15 protein-coding genes are annotated in these 16,470 nt (G+C 44.6%); 8 read left to right on the forward strand and 7 right to left on the reverse strand.

The genetic code is table 11. The features are described from left to right. Positions 1-24: 24 nt before the first annotated feature. The gene (gmhB, locus tag N5E84_RS08570) at positions 25-576 is read right to left on the reverse strand and encodes a D-glycero-beta-D-manno-heptose 1,7-bisphosphate 7-phosphatase (RefSeq protein ID WP_013857382.1); all 552 of its coding nucleotides are present in this window, start codon (positions 574-576) and stop codon (positions 25-27) included. 197 nt (positions 577-773) lie between these two features. On the opposite strand from gmhB, the gene metN reads away from it, so the two are divergent. Genes metN through N5E84_RS08585 form a run of 3 tightly spaced genes read left to right on the forward strand, consistent with a single transcriptional unit; the run spans position 774 to position 3,334 of the window. Beyond that, positions 774-1,808, forward strand: a complete 1,035-nt coding sequence (gene metN / locus N5E84_RS08575) for a methionine ABC transporter ATP-binding protein MetN (protein ID WP_069212020.1) — start codon at positions 774-776, stop codon at positions 1,806-1,808. After that, positions 1,798-2,475, forward strand: coding sequence for a methionine ABC transporter permease (locus N5E84_RS08580; RefSeq protein ID WP_017044205.1), 678 nt, complete (start codon positions 1,798-1,800; stop codon positions 2,473-2,475). The genes metN and N5E84_RS08580 overlap by 11 nt, the downstream gene beginning before the upstream one ends. Positions 2,476-2,524: 49 nt before the next feature. Beyond that, complete coding sequence (locus N5E84_RS08585) at positions 2,525-3,334, forward strand: MetQ/NlpA family lipoprotein (RefSeq protein ID WP_019282946.1); 810 nt, start codon at positions 2,525-2,527, stop codon at positions 3,332-3,334. Between the two features lie 94 nt (positions 3,335-3,428). On the opposite strand, the gene N5E84_RS08590 is transcribed toward N5E84_RS08585, so the two are convergent. After that, the gene (locus N5E84_RS08590; RefSeq protein ID WP_019282947.1) at positions 3,429-4,205 is read right to left on the reverse strand and encodes a Zn-ribbon-containing protein; all 777 of its coding nucleotides are present in this window, start codon (positions 4,203-4,205) and stop codon (positions 3,429-3,431) included. Between the two features lie 2 nt (positions 4,206-4,207). Further along, complete coding sequence (gene syd, locus N5E84_RS08595) at positions 4,208-4,753, reverse strand: SecY-interacting protein (protein WP_026028468.1); 546 nt, start codon at positions 4,751-4,753, stop codon at positions 4,208-4,210. Between the two features lie 98 nt (positions 4,754-4,851). Here syd and queF point away from each other — a divergent pair, with 98 nt between their 5' ends. The 5 genes from queF (at position 4,852) to xni (ending at position 12,197) form a co-directional block, all read left to right on the forward strand. Then, positions 4,852-5,697, forward strand: a complete 846-nt coding sequence (gene queF, locus N5E84_RS08600; protein ID WP_019282948.1) for an NADPH-dependent 7-cyano-7-deazaguanine reductase QueF — start codon at positions 4,852-4,854, stop codon at positions 5,695-5,697. A gap of 14 nt (positions 5,698-5,711) precedes the next feature. After that, positions 5,712-7,979 carry a tetratricopeptide repeat protein gene (locus tag N5E84_RS08605; RefSeq protein ID WP_019282949.1) on the forward strand — a complete coding sequence of 756 codons (2,268 nt, stop codon included), beginning with the start codon at positions 5,712-5,714 and terminating at the stop codon, positions 7,977-7,979. Between the two features lie 109 nt (positions 7,980-8,088). After that, positions 8,089-9,645: a GGDEF domain-containing protein gene (locus tag N5E84_RS08610; RefSeq protein ID WP_017044199.1), complete on the forward strand. Its 1,557-nt coding sequence runs from the start codon at positions 8,089-8,091 to the stop codon at positions 9,643-9,645. 301 nt (positions 9,646-9,946) lie between these two features. Further along, positions 9,947-11,314 carry a nucleotide 5'-monophosphate nucleosidase PpnN gene (ppnN, locus tag N5E84_RS08615; RefSeq protein WP_019282950.1) on the forward strand — a complete coding sequence of 456 codons (1,368 nt, stop codon included), beginning with the start codon at positions 9,947-9,949 and terminating at the stop codon, positions 11,312-11,314. 97 nt (positions 11,315-11,411) lie between these two features. Continuing rightward, positions 11,412-12,197 (forward strand): flap endonuclease Xni, encoded by a 786-nt coding sequence (gene xni / locus N5E84_RS08620; RefSeq protein ID WP_026028115.1) that lies wholly within the window; start codon positions 11,412-11,414, stop codon positions 12,195-12,197. A 44-nt stretch (positions 12,198-12,241) separates the two neighbouring features. Here xni and rlmM read toward each other — a convergent pair whose 3' ends face one another. From rlmM to thiI, 4 genes are all read right to left on the reverse strand, one after another. Continuing rightward, positions 12,242-13,333, reverse strand: coding sequence for a 23S rRNA (cytidine(2498)-2'-O)-methyltransferase RlmM (gene rlmM, locus N5E84_RS08625; RefSeq protein ID WP_017045575.1), 1,092 nt, complete (start codon positions 13,331-13,333; stop codon positions 12,242-12,244). Then, positions 13,330-13,728, reverse strand: coding sequence for a DUF423 domain-containing protein (locus tag N5E84_RS08630; protein ID WP_013857395.1), 399 nt, complete (start codon positions 13,726-13,728; stop codon positions 13,330-13,332). Before N5E84_RS08630 ends, rlmM begins: the two co-directional genes overlap by 4 nt. Next, entirely contained in the window at positions 13,718-14,629 is a 912-nt protein-coding gene (locus tag N5E84_RS08635; RefSeq protein WP_026027676.1) for a transcriptional regulator GcvA, read from the reverse strand. The genes N5E84_RS08630 and N5E84_RS08635 overlap by 11 nt, the downstream gene beginning before the upstream one ends. 376 nt (positions 14,630-15,005) lie before the next feature. Further along, positions 15,006-16,454, reverse strand: a complete 1,449-nt coding sequence (thiI, locus tag N5E84_RS08640; RefSeq protein WP_029388387.1) for a tRNA uracil 4-sulfurtransferase ThiI — start codon at positions 16,452-16,454, stop codon at positions 15,006-15,008. Positions 16,455-16,470: the final 16 nt, after the last annotated feature.

The raw sequence follows: 16,470 nt of genomic DNA on the forward strand, positions 1-16,470 counted from the left end.
TGCCTTCCACAAAGGGGGGAATTTTTACGGTGCAAGAAAAGCAGGGACATCGCGAATACTATCAAGTACCACGGTGGCGAGTAATTCACCCTGCTCAGTAACTGGCTTACCCGTACGCACTAACACACGAGTACCAACACCTGCGGCTTGTGCAGCCATCATATCTTCAGCTTTATCGCCTATCATCACGGATTTTTCCATATCGATATCAAGAAAGTCCCGTGCGGAGATAAACATACCAGGCTTGGGTTTGCGGCAATCACACTCTTCTTTATACTTACCTTCACCGTGCTCAGCATGGTGCGGGCAGTAATAAATACCATCAAACTCGACACCGTGATCGGCAAAATTCCAGTCCATCCATTGCGTTAAAGATAAAAAGCGCTCTTCACTAAATTTCCCACGAGCGATACCTGATTGGTTGGTCACCAAAACCAGCAAATACCCCATGTCTTGAAACTTCTTAGTGGCTTCAAATACACCATCAATAAACTCAAAATCATGCTCATCATGAACATAACCATGGTCAACGTTGATCACACCATCGCGATCTAAAAACACTGCAGGTTTAGCCAAAATAACTCTCTCATATCACGCCAGATATGATGATTATTACACGCTTTATTTTTTTCATCACTACCTAATTCACCAAAGCGTTTAGACGTCTAGACGTAAAAATATCTATTGACTTAAATCAAGTTAAGCCATAGCATCGTCCAACAAGTGAGAGAGAGTTCAACATTTTATTCTGTTATCCCTGCACAGGTTTTCCGATGATTCAAATTAATCAAGTAAATAAAGTTTTCTATCAAGGCAATAAGGAAATTCATGCTTTGAAAGAGATTAATCTTCACATTAAGCAAGGCACTATTTTTGGTGTAATTGGCTCGTCAGGTGCAGGGAAAAGTACGCTGATTCGCTGTGTCAACATGCTGGAAGCTCCAACAACAGGTTCGGTTGTGGTTGATGGCGTTGATTTAACTCAACTGAGCAAATCAGAACTCAGCCAAGCTCGTCGCAACATTGGCATGATCTTTCAACACTTCAATTTGCTTTCATCACGTACAGTATTTGGCAACATTGCTCTGCCACTTGAGCTGGCTGGTGTCGAAAAAAATAGCATTGAAAAGAAAGTGTCAGAGCTGTTGCAACTGGTCGGCCTGACGGATAAGCGCGAAACTTATCCTGCAAATCTGAGTGGTGGTCAAAAGCAACGTGTTGCAATAGCGCGAGCACTCGCCTCTGATCCCAAAGTATTGCTGTGTGACGAAGCCACCAGTGCGCTTGATCCTGCGACGACTCAATCGATTTTAGAGCTATTGAAAGAGATCAACCGCACACTCAATATCACCATTTTGCTAATTACTCACGAAATGGATGTGGTAAAAAGTATTTGCCACGAAGTGGCGATTATTGGCGACGGTGAACTGGTTGAAAAAGGCACAGTTGGCGAGATTTTTGCTCACCCTAAAACCGCCTTGGCTCATCAATTTATTCGCTCAACGCTCGATTTATCAATTCCGGAAGATTACCAAGCTCGCCTGCAAGCCACTCGCGTAAAAGGTAGCTACCCGCTGGTGCGATTAGAGTTTACAGGCGCAACGGTTGATGCTCCCTTGATGACACAAATTGCCCGTAAATTTAATATTGATGTCAGTATATTAAGTTCTGACCTTGATTACGCTGGTGGCGTTAAATTCGGCATGATGGTCGCTGAACTGTTTGGTAATGAGTCGGATGATACGGCTGCTCTTGAATTTCTTCGCGAAAACAACGTAAAAGTAGAGGTACTTGGTTATGTCCTTTAACACCATCACCGCTTGGTTAAACCTGAATGGCGATCTTCTACTGATGGCAACCTGGCAAACACTCTACATGGTCGCTGTCGCGGGCATCGTCGGTTTCGTGGTTGGTATTCCACTAGGGGTTATTTTACATACCACCAAAAAAGGCGGCCTTCTCGAAAACACTCAGCTGAACCGCATTCTTGGTGCCATCGTCAACATTGGTCGCTCTGTGCCATTTTTGGTGCTTATGGTGGCCATTATTCCGGTGACAAAACTGCTTGTCGGTACGTTTATTGGTACCACTGCGGCTATTGTTCCGCTGACGATTGGCGCAATTCCATTTGTCGCTCGTTTAATTGAAAGTGCATTGCTGGAAGTGCCCACTGGTTTGGTCGAAGCTGCGCAATCAATGGGGGCTACGCCGATCCAAATTATTCGTAAAGTGTTGCTTCCTGAAGCGCTACCAACGATTGTCAACTCAGTCACCATCACTATGGTCACTCTAGTAAGTTACTCTGCCATGGCCGGAACCGTTGGCGGCGGTGGATTGGGCGATGTCGCTATTCGTTACGGCTTTCATCGCTACGACTTAGGCATCATGACGGTCACCGTGGTGATGTTGATTGTCTTAGTACAAATTATTCAATCGATTGGCGATAAGTTTGTCCGCCGTGTCGACCACCGTTAAATCACAATAAAGTTAAAACACAGATTCGTTTTATAACAAGGAGTTAATCATGAAATTTAGCCTTAAAGCTCTACTTACCCTCGCCGTTAGCGCTTCAGCACTCGTGCTGGCAGGCTGTGGTGAAAAAGCGGTCGACAACAATAAAATCAAAGTGGGTGTCATTGCCGGTGCTGAAGCACAAGTTGCTGAAGTTGCAGCAAAAATTGCAAAAGAAAAATACAACCTAGATGTAGAACTCGTAACGTTTACCGACTATGTTACCCCTAATGCGGCACTGGATGATGGTTCGATTGATATCAATGCATTCCAACACAAGCCATACCTTGATCAACAGATCGCTGACCGCGGTTACAAATTAGCGATTACAGGTAACACCTTTGTTTACCCGATTGCTGGCTATTCAAAACAAGTGAAATCGGTTGATGAGATTCAAGATGGCTCTCGTATTGCGGTACCTAACGATCCAACCAACCTTGGTCGCTCTTTACTGCTGCTAGAACAGCAAGGCCTTATTACTCTACGTGACGGTGCAGGCCTGCTGGCAACGGTACGTGATGTGGTCGCCAACCCAAAAAACATCACTATTGTTGAGTTAGATGCCGCGCAACTGCCTCGTTCACTTGACGACGTCACGCTCTCTATCATCAACACGACCTACGCCAGCTCAATCAATCTAACGCCTGAAAAAGATGGTGTGTTCGTTGAAGATAAAGAGTCACCTTATGTCAATATCATTGTTTCTCGTGCAGAAAATCTGAATGCTGAAAACGTGACTAACTTTGTTAAAGCCTACCAAACAGAAGAAGTGTACCAAGCCGCTTCGAAAATTTTTGACGGTGGCGCAGTAAAAGGCTGGTAATTAATAAGCCTATTACCTGTGCAAAAAAGCCTATAAAAATAGAAAAGCCGATACGCGATGTATCGGCTTTTTCGTATCAACAACACGCATCTGTCTACTTAATATGATCCCAAGACATATTGGACACAATACGGCACGGATCGCACTTAAAATGGAAAATGTCGTGCAGCGGTTCATCGAGTAGCCACTCTCCCCCACATTTCGGGCATTTTCTGGCTTGTTCGTCCGCTAGGCTCTGGCCGCCAACTCGATATTGATAGTAATAAGTAGGGATGTGAGTCAAAAACTCAATTCGTCCTCGTAAATCCCATCCTCGAATAAACAGCACACTGTCCACATCGCAAATCTCGTGCAGTGCAGCGTGTTCTGCTCGGCAACCACCCGCCATCTGAAGTTCATCACACGCCTGCCACTCTGTTTGCCATTTGATCACTGCTTTATGATCGCCATTTAAGGTCGCAGAATTACGATATAAAGGGATCGGCAGCAATGTGTCACCACTGCGCAGCGGAGAACAAGTGTGTACATAAGTGGTGTAAAGTATCTGCCAGCTAGGCAAAACATCATCAGCGGCTTGCTCGGAATTAAGATCGCGCCCCAACAAACGGGCTTTCGGAGCCAGCAAACTAGCCTCCGTCAAGCGACTCAGGCACACCCTAACAAAATCAGAATGATACTTAGGGTGTAAGCTTTCTTGCTCTGGGCAAACCACCCGCACAAAGAACTCGCCCTCTCCCATCACGATGGGGAATTCACGCCCAAGCACTTGACCGTTATAGCGTAAAGCATCCATTAGGCCATTAATCGCTTTATCTACCGCCGAGATAGTCGTGTTATCAAAACACTCAAACTGCAATTCAACCACGTACATCGTTACACCACAGGTTCTAAATTAGCGAAAAACTCGGCCACACTTTCGGCCAGCACGTCGCGTTTATCGGTACCTAAACGTTCTAATAACACATGGCCAGAAAGGTTACAGATCGAAATTACATCCATCTTCGCATCGGTTGCACCAATAAACACGGTTGGTTTGAGTTTTAGTCGGCGCTGAGTTACCAAATGACCGAGGATATTTTCCTGCAAACGAACAAAATCATCCTCACTCCACACTTGCAATAGAGCGAGCTCGTTGCCTTGCCATTTAGCGGGCATGTCCGCACAAAACTGTACGCCATAAAAGGCTTTAATATCAGAATGTAGAGTCAATTCAATCGCTGCTTCTACGTTAGAAAAATCAGCTGCAACCGATCTGACGACGGGCTTCCACAGCACACTGTCTTGGTCGTTCATCACTGCGCAAGGGGAATCCAACTCAGCCAACTCATCATTACGAGGAGACTCGCCATGCTTTGTTTGGTAAGCGTCAAGATAACGTTGAGTAAATGAAAGTAAGGCTTGCTCGGCAGTTTGTGCCATGAAGTGCTCCAAAATTGATGAGTCGCTGCCTTGTGTGATGACAGCAACCCTAGGATTGCGTAAAATTCTGCTTATTCTAATCGAATTGACGTGAAAGTATGAGCAAATATTCCGATGCCAAAGCGCTGGCAGGGTTAACCCTTGGCAAAAAAACCGACTACGCCAAACAATACGATCCAAGCTTACTGCAACCTGTCCCTCGTAGCTTAAACCGTGATGATCTGCATTTGGGGGATAGCTTACCGTTTAAAGGCTGTGACATTTGGACTTTGTACGAGCTCTCTTGGCTCAATGAAAAAGGGTTACCACAAGTGGCAATTGGCGAAGTTTCTATCCCTGCGACAAGTGCTAGTTTGATTGAATCTAAATCCTTTAAGCTCTACCTCAATAGCTATAACCAAAGCAAAGTAGCCAGTTGGGATGAAGTAACGCAGCGCTTAACCAACGATTTATCGGCCTGTGCCGGAGCGCAAGTCAGTGTCACTCTCAACCCGGTGACCGATTACACTGGCCAAGCGATTGTAACTATGCAGGGTGAATGCATTGATGGACAAGATATTGAGATTGAAAGTTACCAATTTGATGCCAGCTTACTGAAAAGTGCCGCGCGTGGTGAGCAAGTCAATGAAACACTGCACAGCCATTTACTGAAATCGAACTGTTTAATCACCAATCAACCCGACTGGGGCAGCGTCGAAATTCATTATCAAGGTCCACAAATTGATCGAGAAGCACTGTTACGTTATCTCGTCTCATTTCGTGAACATAATGAGTTCCACGAACAGTGTGTAGAGCGCATCTTCACCGACATTATGCAATACTGCCAACCGACAAAGTTAACGGTATACGCTCGATACACTCGCCGCGGCGGTTTGGATATCAACCCATTTCGCTCAACCGAACAAGAACGGCCAACACATAACCAACGTATGGCCCGTCAATAAGGATTAGCATTAGGATGATCAACGTGCGCTGGACACTTTTGCTCAGTTTAACTCTGGCTCTGTTTTCATTGGCTTCACAAGCCACTATCTACTCGTCGCCAATGTTAAATGAAGCCAATGGGTTGATTGATATCTCACCGAATCAAGCCAAAACCCTAGCCACTGAGTATCTGACTCAGCGCAAGTTGGCCGAAAAATCAGAAAAATCATCATCAGTGATGGCGCGCGATGAAAGCGACAGTCGGATTCGAACACCGGGCAGCAGCGTTGATGCGTTAAAGATTTTAGCCAAAGCAGAGTTCCAGTTGCACAATATGGATGCCGCACTGGCCGCGTTAAAACTTGCTGAAGAGCTCACGCAACACTATCAATTGCCTTATTTAGCCACGGATGTACAAATACTCAAAACTCGTCTAATTTGGCTCAATAATAATAATGCAAGCGCCGCTCGGCAAGCGCTACGCGCGATCAGCATTCAATATGATGCCATCAAAAATGCGGATCAAGTGGCAAAAGGTCTCGATTATAAAATTACCCTGCTCAAAGCAGAAATTGCCTCAAAAGCCAATGATATCGAACTGGCCAATAAGCTTTTTGCTGACCTAAAGCCTTACATTGATTCGATCTCCTCACCGAAAACCGTGATTGAATATCAGATTGTTATTGGTCAACATTTTCTCACTCATGGCTTTTACAATCGCGCTTTATCTGAGTTGCTAGTTGCCTATTGGGGCGCGATTGAAAACAACTCAAGCGCCCTACTCGCTAAAACTAATACCTTACTGGCTCAGCTTTTTTTTGAAAGAAAAGTGCTCGATAAGGCTTTAGAGCATTTGTCTCAAGCCGCCGATTTTTATGACGGCTATAACAAGTCGCCAGCCTTGGCTGATGTATTGCAACGTATGGGCGATGTCTATTACCAGCAAGGTAAATACAATCTAGCGCTCGTTCACTACTTCAACGTGATCGATCACGAAACGAGCCGCAATGATCTGGAAAAAATCATTGAAGTGCGTATTAGTTTGGCAGCGACCTACCTTAATCTCTATAACTACCCATTAACTGACCAATATCTCACTCGCGCTGAAGACTTGCTTGAGCTGAAAGATTATCCTCGTTTAAAGGCACAGGCTTATTTACTGCATTCAGGATTAGCCTTTCACCAAAAGCAAGCCGATGTGGTCATCAGCAACGCTCAACATGCTTTAAGCGTTGCTAAAACGATGCAAGATGAAGAGATTGAAGAGCATGCCTATCGGTTACTGGCCTTGGGTTATGAGCAAAACGGTCAGTACGCACAGGCCTTAGAGAACATAAAACGCAGCAATGCACTATCGCAAATACGCCAAGAAAAACTCAACCAAATCAGTGAAGATGCTTTTCGTCAACAAAAAGAGTTTGTAGAACAAACCTTACATCTGGTCGGGCAAGAAAAAGCGCTGCTCAAAACTCAAGAAGAGTATAATAAGTTCAAAAAGATCGCCTTTATTCTGTTTATCATCTCCATTATTTTATTTTTACTGCTACTGCGTAGAGGCTACCTTATCCAGTTGCAAAATGAAGAAATCGATGAACTCAACAGCACGCTCTTTACCCATTCTCGCTCTCGCTTACGTAACCTGCGCATGCTCAATGCTAAGCTTCCTTCAGCGATGCAAAAAAGCAGCCGTCATTTTGAGCCGTGGTATATTGGTGAACTCATCCACGAGCCACTGAGTGATCGCCTCCGCTTTGTGATGATTGATATTCCCTTTCTGCGCAACATGTACTTAGAACATGGCTATTCAGCTGGCTTAGAATTGGAGCATCAATTTGGTCAGTTTTTAAAATCGAAAATCAAAGAACCGAATCGGATTTATCACTTTTCAGATTCCAATCTGCTCTATATCGAACCGAATGCCGATCGCAATACACCGCCTGAAATCGCATTCGATCAAATTCAGCAATGGATAGATGAATTTCAACCTGAACGTCGCTTAAACCGTACAATACGGATGGGCATCGCCGACTACCCATTTTTGCCAAGAGCTTATATGGCGATTAATGATAAAGAGCTGCTCGATATTCTGCTGATGGCAACCAACACGGCTCGTGAGCTAAGTATGAGAGAAGAAGCAAGCCATTGGGTCTACTTAAAAGCGATTGATAACGCTCCAGCCGCTAGTTTTGCCTCCAACAATATTCGCAAATCATGCAAGCACGCCATCAATCAAGGGTTGATAAAAGTGCATTCTTCTTATAAGAATGAGGAGAGCATCAAAAAACTCCTAAAAGATGGGTAATTACTCGGCATTCAATGTGTTAAAGCAGTGACGTGGGCAATTAATTTGTTATTATCGATAAATCAATTAATAGGATCCTAACGATCCTCGCAGTTTAGTTTAGTTGTACATGGGCGCTCTCGAACAGGATATTCAAACACAGTTACAGCAGCTGAAAACTCAGTTGGAACAGGTTCGTTTGACACACAGGGACACTTCGTTCAAATTTAAACGAGAACATACTGTCCTAAAACGGATCGTCGCATCATTAAGCTTGGCGTGTCAGGGTAATGATCATCAGCTAAATATTAATTTATCGGATCTTCGTGAAGCTCTAGAGCAACAAAAAGATGTAAGCACGCTCATACCTCGCTTAGCCGTATTGGAGCGCATGTTGAAGCAACAAACTTTGGTTATGGAAAAAGAAAACTCTCATTTGGACTCTCAAATCAAACATTGTGGGGAAACATTACTTCGCGTTGCTGGCCTACCCGCCAAACTTAAGCGTGATTTGCGTGATCTGCTCAGTTTTTCAGAAGCTCAGCCTAAAGCCGAACAAGCGATTCAACTGCTTGGGATTTATGAACGTGCAATCAAAATAATAACAGCGAACCCGAATACGGCCATCAGCGAGCTGCATGTCGCGGATAGAGAGCTATTGACCAAGCTATCCGATGAACTGCAACACCTGATCACTGAATTGGATTTTGAAGGTGAATCAGGGGAACTACTGGTAGATATTCGTGCCAAGCTGTTGATTGGCGTATCGACATCAACGCTCTTAGAGTTAACGTTAGAGATTCTAAAACTGGTGATTGATGGCACCAACAGTGAGCGAAAAACATCTGAGAAGTTTTTAGAACAGGTCAACTCATCACTCACAAAACACATTAAAAGTAGCACTCACAACGCAGACCAAAGCCAGAGTTACTTTGAACATCGCCAAGAGATGAATGCTGAACTCGCCGCTTTGATTACCCAAAGCCAAACCCTAATCAAAGATTCTGTGGCGATTGACGATCTTAAGCTCTCCGTTTCACCTATATTATGCGAAATGGCGTCACTTTCTGAACGCTTAAGTCATGCAGAGCAACGCGAGCAGGCACTGATTGAACGCTTAAATTATGGCAAAAATCAAATGGAAGCTCTGTTTGAGCTCACCCAAGATTATCGCCGTCGATTGGAAGATCAGTCTCAGCGCTTGCTGCTTGATCCACTGACAAAAGTCTATAATCGCACGGCCTTTAATGACCACCTTGAGCTGGAATATCGGCGCTGGATAAGAGCTCAACACACTTTCCGAATCGTAATCTTTGATATTGATAAGTTCAAAACTATCAACGATAGCTTTGGCTATACGGCAGGTGATAAAGCCCTTAAAATTATTGCCCGCACCATATCCAAAGAAGCATCCGATACGGATACCGTGGCACGTTTCTCTGGTGAAGAATTTATTATTTTACTTCCCGATCAAGAAGATAATCACTGTTTCAAGGTGGTAAAAAACATTCAACGTCATGTATCGAGGCTCCCTTTCAAGTTCAGAGACAAGAGTATTACGATTACACTTTCAGCCGCGAGTACCTGTTTTAAAGACTCCGATACGCCAGAGGAAGTACTTGAACGTTTACGCCGCTCGTTACTAGAAGCCAAGAGTTTCGGCCCTAACCAAGTGGTTTGGAAATAAACACAAGTCCAGATCGGATGTAGACAAAAGAAACCCATTCAAATCGCGGCCTTAACTGGTCGCTATTTGAACAAAACCAAACTAAAGCGTGCTTAACATCACACTCTGCTTGCATAAACATTTCCTAACAATCGAGAAAAGAACTAGATTGATACTGTAATTTCAATCAGTTATGTCGTCCTATCGCACATCCGTCACTAAACGAACCATGACCTATACTCCATACTAAGCGGGTATATATAAAAACCAACTTTAGTCGTAGCGTGGACATTTTCCTTACTTCTCAACTAAGGAGGCCAGTATGATTACTCATATCAGCCCTACAGGCAGCATGGATCTGCTTTCTCAACTTGAAGTTGAGCGTCTAAAAAAGACCGCGTCGAGCGATCTATATCAACTGTACCGCAACTGCACTTTGGCGGTACTTAACTCTGGTAGCCATACGGATAACTCAAAAGAACTTCTTGAAAAATATAAATCTTTTGATGTCACTGTCATGCGCCGTGAACGCGGTATCAAGCTAGAGCTGACGAATCCACCAGAACATGCCTTTGTTGATGGGCAGATCATTAAAGGAATTCAAGAACATCTGTTTTCGGTCCTGCGCGATATCGTTTATGTCAACATGCATCTGGCGGATAATCAGCGCCTAAATCTCACCAATGCCATTCACATCACCAACTTAGTATTTGGTATTTTGCGTAATGCCGGTGCCTTGGTTCCCGGTCTTGAACCTAACTTAGTGGTTTGTTGGGGTGGACACTCTATCAACCCTACTGAGTACCAATATACGCGGGAAGTGGGCCATGAACTGGGCTTGCGTGAACTGAACATTTGTACAGGCTGCGGACCAGGCGCTATGGAAGGGCCAATGAAAGGAGCCGCTATTGGACACGCTAAACAGCGCTATACCGCACAACGCTATCTTGGCTTAACCGAACCGTCGATCATTGCCGCCGAGCCACCAAATCCGATTGTGAACGAATTGGTGATTATGCCGGATATTGAAAAACGCCTAGAAGCTTTTGTGCGAATGGCGCACGGCATCATTATTTTCCCCGGTGGAGCAGGAACAGCGGAAGAACTGCTGTACATTTTGGGTATCATGATGCACCCAGATAACGCAAGCCAACCAATGCCAATTGTACTGACTGGTCCAAAAGAGAGCGAAGCCTACTTCCGTTCAATCGACACATTCATTGCCGAAACATTAGGTGAAAAAGCACGCCAACATTATCAAATCGTCATTGATGATCCAGAAAAAGCGGCGCGTATCATGAGCCAAGCGATGCCGCTGGTTCGTCAGCATCGTAAAGATAGTGGTGATGCTTATAGTTTCAACTGGTCCCTCAAAATCGAGCCTGAGTTCCAACTGCCTTTTGAACCGACTCACGACAGTATGGCCAACTTGGATTTACACCTAAACCAAAAACCAGAAGTACTCGCTGCTAACTTGCGTCGCGCCTTCTCTGGCATTGTCGCTGGTAATGTGAAAGCGGAAGGCATTCGAGAAATTGAACGTCACGGCCCATTCATCATTGATGGCGATGCCCAATTGATGAAAAAAATGGATCTATTGCTAAAAGACTTCGTTGCACAACACCGAATGAAGCTGCCCGGCGGCAGTGCTTATGAACCTTGCTATAAAATTGCAACCAATAACCATTAACCATCAAAGGCAAAAATAACTTATGCCGGGGATGAGTGGCAATATTAAGTGAGATCATTACAATAAGGGCTTATTAAGCCCTTATTTTTTGGTCGTTATGTCTTTACACCTTGTCATCATTGATGCTTTGAATTTGATCCGTCGGGTGCACTCCGCACAACCCGATCCTAACGATATGGCAAGAACCATAGAGACAACCTCGCGCACCTTGCACCGTATCATCAATGAAGCTCAACCGACCCACATCATCGCCGTGTTTGATCATCACTTACAAGACCGGGGCTGGAGAGCACAACTTCTACCGACTTATAAGCAGAACCGGAAGCCGATGCCAGAAGCACTGCAACTTGGCTTAGACGCCATTCAGCAAGCATGGTGGGAATTAGGGATTGATTCACTGCTCTCGGAAGGTGATGAAGCCGATGATTTGGTGGCCACCTTAGCCACGAAAGTGGCAAGCCACGGTGAAAAAGTAACGATCATTTCAACCGATAAAGGCTACTGCCAACTACTCTCCCCCACTTTACAAATTCGTGACTACTTTCAACATCGTTGGTTAGATCAACCCTTTATTGAACAGGAATTTGGCGTAAAGCCGAGCCAATTAACCGATTTTTGGGGATTAACCGGTATCAGTTCAAGCCAAGTTCCCGGCATTGCCGGCATTGGTCCCAAAGCAGCAAAAGAGATATTAACGCAATTTCCCGACATAGAAGCGGCCTACGCCAGTGCTGATTTGGCCAAGAAATACCGTAAAAAATTTGATGAGCAGATCGATATGGCGCGAGTCTGCAAACACATTGCCACACTAAAGACCGATATAGAGCTCGGTTTTAACTTGCAAGACATTCGCTTTTCAGCGCAAGTATCCCATCCAGAATAGCAAAACGCTCCTAGAAAGGAGCGTTAAATTAACCTATTGGAGCATTAGTGCGGAGAGATGTTCGACAAGCATTGGACATGCACTGTGATCTCTTCACGATCATGATACAAATGCTTTGCCTGCATGCGGAACTTTACATCATTTTTAATCAGAAAAACTTTTAGGTTTTCAATATCTTGTAAAACTTCATCATAGCGCCCTTTCATTGGCAGCTTTAAGTTGAAGATGGCTTCTTTCGCCCAACCCTTGAGGATCCACTGCCCCATTAAATGCGCAACACGAGCTGGCTTTTCAATCATGTCACACACAATCCAAGTCACGTTCTTGCGTGGCGGCTCAAATTTAAAACCATCCTCGGCATGGTGTTTCACTTGTCCTGTGTCCATCAAACTTTCAGCCATTAGACCGTTGTCGATAGCATGAACAAACATCGAACGCTTCACCAGTTGGTAAGTCCAGCCCCCTGGGCATGCGCCCAAGTCTACCGCCCACATTCCCGGAGCCAAACGTTCATCCCACTCTTCACGAGGAATAAACACATGGAAAGCCTCTTCCAACTTCAGTGTGGAACGACTTGGCGCATCGGCTGGGAATTTCAAACGAGGAATACCCATGAAAAAAGGCGAGTTATTGTTGGTGTACGAATACCCGACGAAGCAGTGGCCGGGTTGAATAAAACAGACATGTAGCACAGGTCTCTTCGCCGACTCTTTGTTAGATAGAATCCCCTTGCCACGTAACGCTTGACGCAATGGCACGGTAAACTTACGACAAAATTTGAGCAACTCTTTCGCTTCATTGGTATCTGGCGTTTCAATGCGAATGTCACCACAACGCGGAAAACCCTCAAGTTCGGCGAGTTCAGATAAGATAGGCGAAATACGATCATCTTTAGGTAAATCGCTAAATTCCGCCGCTACCGCAAACATCTGACGAGCAAAAATAAGCGATTGGAAATCGATCTCTTTAATCAGCTTATCAGCATCACCGGCCTGATAGCACTCAAACAAAACGTAACCCGTATTGTTTTTCAAACGAGGAAAACCAAAAACCTCTAGCTTAGTCGCTTTATCTTGGATCTCTCCGGCACACTCTTTTTCAAAGCCTGCACGACAATAGAGCATTACGTGTTTCACTGGTCCACCTCTTGAATATTAAGTGCTGCATAGCCAAACACTCCCCACCCTAGCATAAAGAACACGCCACCAAATGGCGTGATCGGGCCAAACCACTTGATGCCCGTGAGTGCTAAAGCGTAAAGACTGCCGCTAAAACAAAGGACGCCGATGATAAAGCAAATTGCCGCAATGAAAAAATATTTTTGTGCTTTCGATCCCAAACGACAACGCAGCAAAATACCACACGCTAATATGGCTAAAGCGTGAATCGATTGGTACTGCACTCCCGTTTCAAACACCGAAAGCAAGTAAGGGGTTAAATACGCTTTTAGGCCGTGCGCCGCAAAAGCTCCTAGAGCGACACCAACGCCCGCCATAAAAGCCGCGATAGTGAGCAATAGCTTACTCTTCATCTAGCAATACCTCTTGTTCCCTTCTGGCTTTTTTGAGCATCCAATCACGGAAAGTGGCGATGCGCCCCATATCGGCCTGCTTCTCGTGACAGACCACATAGAAAGCATTTTTAGTCATCAGCACTTCGTCAAAAGGCGCAATCAAGCGACCCGCTTCCAGCTCTGGCTGAGCTAACACGTTATTCCCCAGTGCGATACCTTGCCCATGCGCCGCCGCTTGCAGCACCATGGTCGAATGGCTAAAGATGGGGCCGTGGTTGACATTCACCCCTTCAAGATCGTTCTCTTTGGCAAACTGTTTCCAATCTTTACGTGAAGTATCGTGTAGCAGAGTATGGCGTGTTAGATCGTCCAGTGTTTCTAAAGGCTTAGGGCCTAGCAGCAGTGAAGGAGAACAAAGCGGGATCAAAAACTCTTGATACAACTTATCCGCGCGTAAACCAGGCCAGTTACCTCGTCCATAATAAATCGCCACATCCACATCATCGGTTAACGACCCTTCATCCATATCAACCGCTTTGATACGCACATCAATATCCGGCTCTTGCTGGTTAAAATCGGCCAGACGCGGCACGAGCCACTGAATCGCAAAACTCGGCGGTAAACTAATGGTTAATGCTCCTTTCTCACTGCGCTCTAGTACCTTATCGGTGGCTTCAGAGAGTGCGGTGAAGATATCTTTAATGTCGAGAAAGTAACTTTGCCCTTCTTCTGTCAATAGCAGAGAACGATTACGACGGCGAAATAGCTTTAACCCTAAAAATTCCTCTAACGCTTTGATTTGATGACTGACTGCGGCTTGTGTCACAAATAGCTCTTCCGCAGCGCGAGTAAAACTCAGCTGGCGAGCTGCCGCTTCAAACACTTTCAGCGAGTTTAATGGTGGCAATCTTCTGGACATAGGTACACTCAAAAATTAGATTAGTTTTTTTAATCTGAAACATTATAAATTGTCCATTGCCGAGCGGCTAGAGAAATTCTATATTTCACCCCGCAACAAGGCCTGAACGGCTTGATTCAGTTATGAATCAATTGGCTTTTGTTGCGATGTTGTGTTTGCAAACTCGTATTTCGAGTGAGGTAGAATTCTACCATCCTGTTTTGTGCAGTTATCCCCTGCACCAAAACATATACTTCCTGTATTTATTGTTTGACCTGTCTGTCAAATTCTTTAGCACCGCCCTTGGGCGGTGTTTTTTTATGTCTGTGATTAAGTCGGAGCCATAAAAAAACCGCTCACGAAAACGTGAGCGGTCGATTCTGTATCGAGATAACGATTAAGGTCGATATACCTTGATGTTGTTAAAGCCTTGCTCTTTCAAATACAGAGCTTGAAGCCGGCTCATCACACCGCGCGCACAATATAAGAGATATGTTTTCGATTGATCCAAATCGCCAAACTGAGTCGATAACTTGTAGAAAGGCAAATGTTTTACTTCCACACCTTCAATCAGCAGTGGCTTGTCATCTTCTTCATCTGGGCTACGAATATCAAGTACCACCGCATCTTTTTCGATAGCGGTCACTTGTTCAACTTCAGGTGCTTGCTCTTGGCTCTCTTTCTCAATATCACGAATATCCATTTGACGAGCGTTGTAAACAACGTGCTCTAGGATTGAGAAATCAAACTTCGCCTCTTCGGCTTCTAATTTCGCTTTCACCGCTTTAACTGTTGGGCTTTTTGAAATAACCCCACAGTATTCTGGCATCGTTTTGGCGAAATCTTCTGTTCCAATCTCGCGCGCCACTTTAATAATCTCTTCTTTGTCCCAGTTGATGAGAGGACGCAAAATTAGAGTATCTGTCACACCATCAATATGACGAAGATTAGTTAGAGTTTGGCTCGAAACTTGACCCAACGCTTCTCCGGTCACTAAAGCTTCAATATTTAACTTATGAGCTATCATGCCTGCGGCGCGCATAAACATACGTTTTAGCACCACACCCATTTGACCATCGTCTACTTTTTCTAAGATTTCAGCCACCACAGGCTCGAAATCGACCGAGATAAAACGCACTTTGGCTGAAGAACCGTATTTATTCCACAAATAATGGGCCACTTGCTTTACACCAATTTCATGCGCAGGGCCGCCTAAATTGAAGAAGCAATAATGCACTTTTGAGCCACGTTTGATGTGTAAATAGCTTGATACACCCGAGTCAAAACCACCAGAAATCAAACTCAATAAATCTTCTTGAGTGCCAAGAGGGAAACCACCTAAACCTTTATAACGGGCAATCACTTGATTGAGCAATTCATCGGCTATTTCAATGTTGATGGTAACGTCTGGGTTTTTTAGTTGAACTTTTGCACTCTCAACTGCTTGGTTTAAACCACCACCAACATAACGCTCAACATCGATTGAGGTAAAATCATGCTTTCCTCGACGCTTAGCACGCACGACAAAAGTTTTTCCTTCGATGTTATTACGGCTGAGTGCTAACACTTGCTCGTAAATGTCATGCATATCCTTAAACTCAGATTGCTGCACTTCGAGCACTTGCTGGATGCCAGGAGTGTGAGTCAGAATTTCAAGGACTTCTTGATAGTATTGGTCACTTTGCGCAGCCACTTCAATGTGATCGCGACGGTTAAATACCGCGACTGACTCTGTTCTTCGTTTGATGACATTACGAATATTGGACTCTAAAATTTTTGTGAAGCGCTTGCGTACTGAGTCACTTTTAACAAAAATTTCCGGATGGGGCTTAACAATAAATTTCATAGTTCTATTCGCAATC

The sequence above is a fragment of the Vibrio sp. J502 genome (genome assembly GCF_025397955.1).
Lineage (GTDB): Bacteria > Pseudomonadota > Gammaproteobacteria > Enterobacterales > Vibrionaceae > Vibrio > Vibrio anguillarum.

Coding starts and splice junctions, on each gene's coding strand:
- metN (WP_069212020.1), top strand. CDS start 774: ATGATTCAAATTAATCAAGTAAATAAAGTTTTCTATCAAGGCAATAAG.
- N5E84_RS08580 (WP_017044205.1), top strand. CDS start 1,798: ATGTCCTTTAACACCATCACCGCTTGGTTAAACCTGAATGGCGATCTT.
- N5E84_RS08585 (WP_019282946.1), top strand. CDS start 2,525: ATGAAATTTAGCCTTAAAGCTCTACTTACCCTCGCCGTTAGCGCTTCA.
- N5E84_RS08590 (WP_019282947.1), bottom strand. CDS start 4,205: ATGTACGTGGTTGAATTGCAGTTTGAGTGTTTTGATAACACGACTATC.
- syd (WP_026028468.1), bottom strand. CDS start 4,753: ATGGCACAAACTGCCGAGCAAGCCTTACTTTCATTTACTCAACGTTAT.
- queF (WP_019282948.1), top strand. CDS start 4,852: ATGAGCAAATATTCCGATGCCAAAGCGCTGGCAGGGTTAACCCTTGGC.
- N5E84_RS08605 (WP_019282949.1), top strand. CDS start 5,712: ATGATCAACGTGCGCTGGACACTTTTGCTCAGTTTAACTCTGGCTCTG.
- N5E84_RS08610 (WP_017044199.1), top strand. CDS start 8,089: ATGGGCGCTCTCGAACAGGATATTCAAACACAGTTACAGCAGCTGAAA.
- ppnN (WP_019282950.1), top strand. CDS start 9,947: ATGATTACTCATATCAGCCCTACAGGCAGCATGGATCTGCTTTCTCAA.
- xni (WP_026028115.1), top strand. CDS start 11,412: ATGTCTTTACACCTTGTCATCATTGATGCTTTGAATTTGATCCGTCGG.
- N5E84_RS08630 (WP_013857395.1), bottom strand. CDS start 13,728: ATGAAGAGTAAGCTATTGCTCACTATCGCGGCTTTTATGGCGGGCGTT.
- N5E84_RS08635 (WP_026027676.1), bottom strand. CDS start 14,629: ATGTCCAGAAGATTGCCACCATTAAACTCGCTGAAAGTGTTTGAAGCG.
- thiI (WP_029388387.1), bottom strand. CDS start 16,454: ATGAAATTTATTGTTAAGCCCCATCCGGAAATTTTTGTTAAAAGTGAC.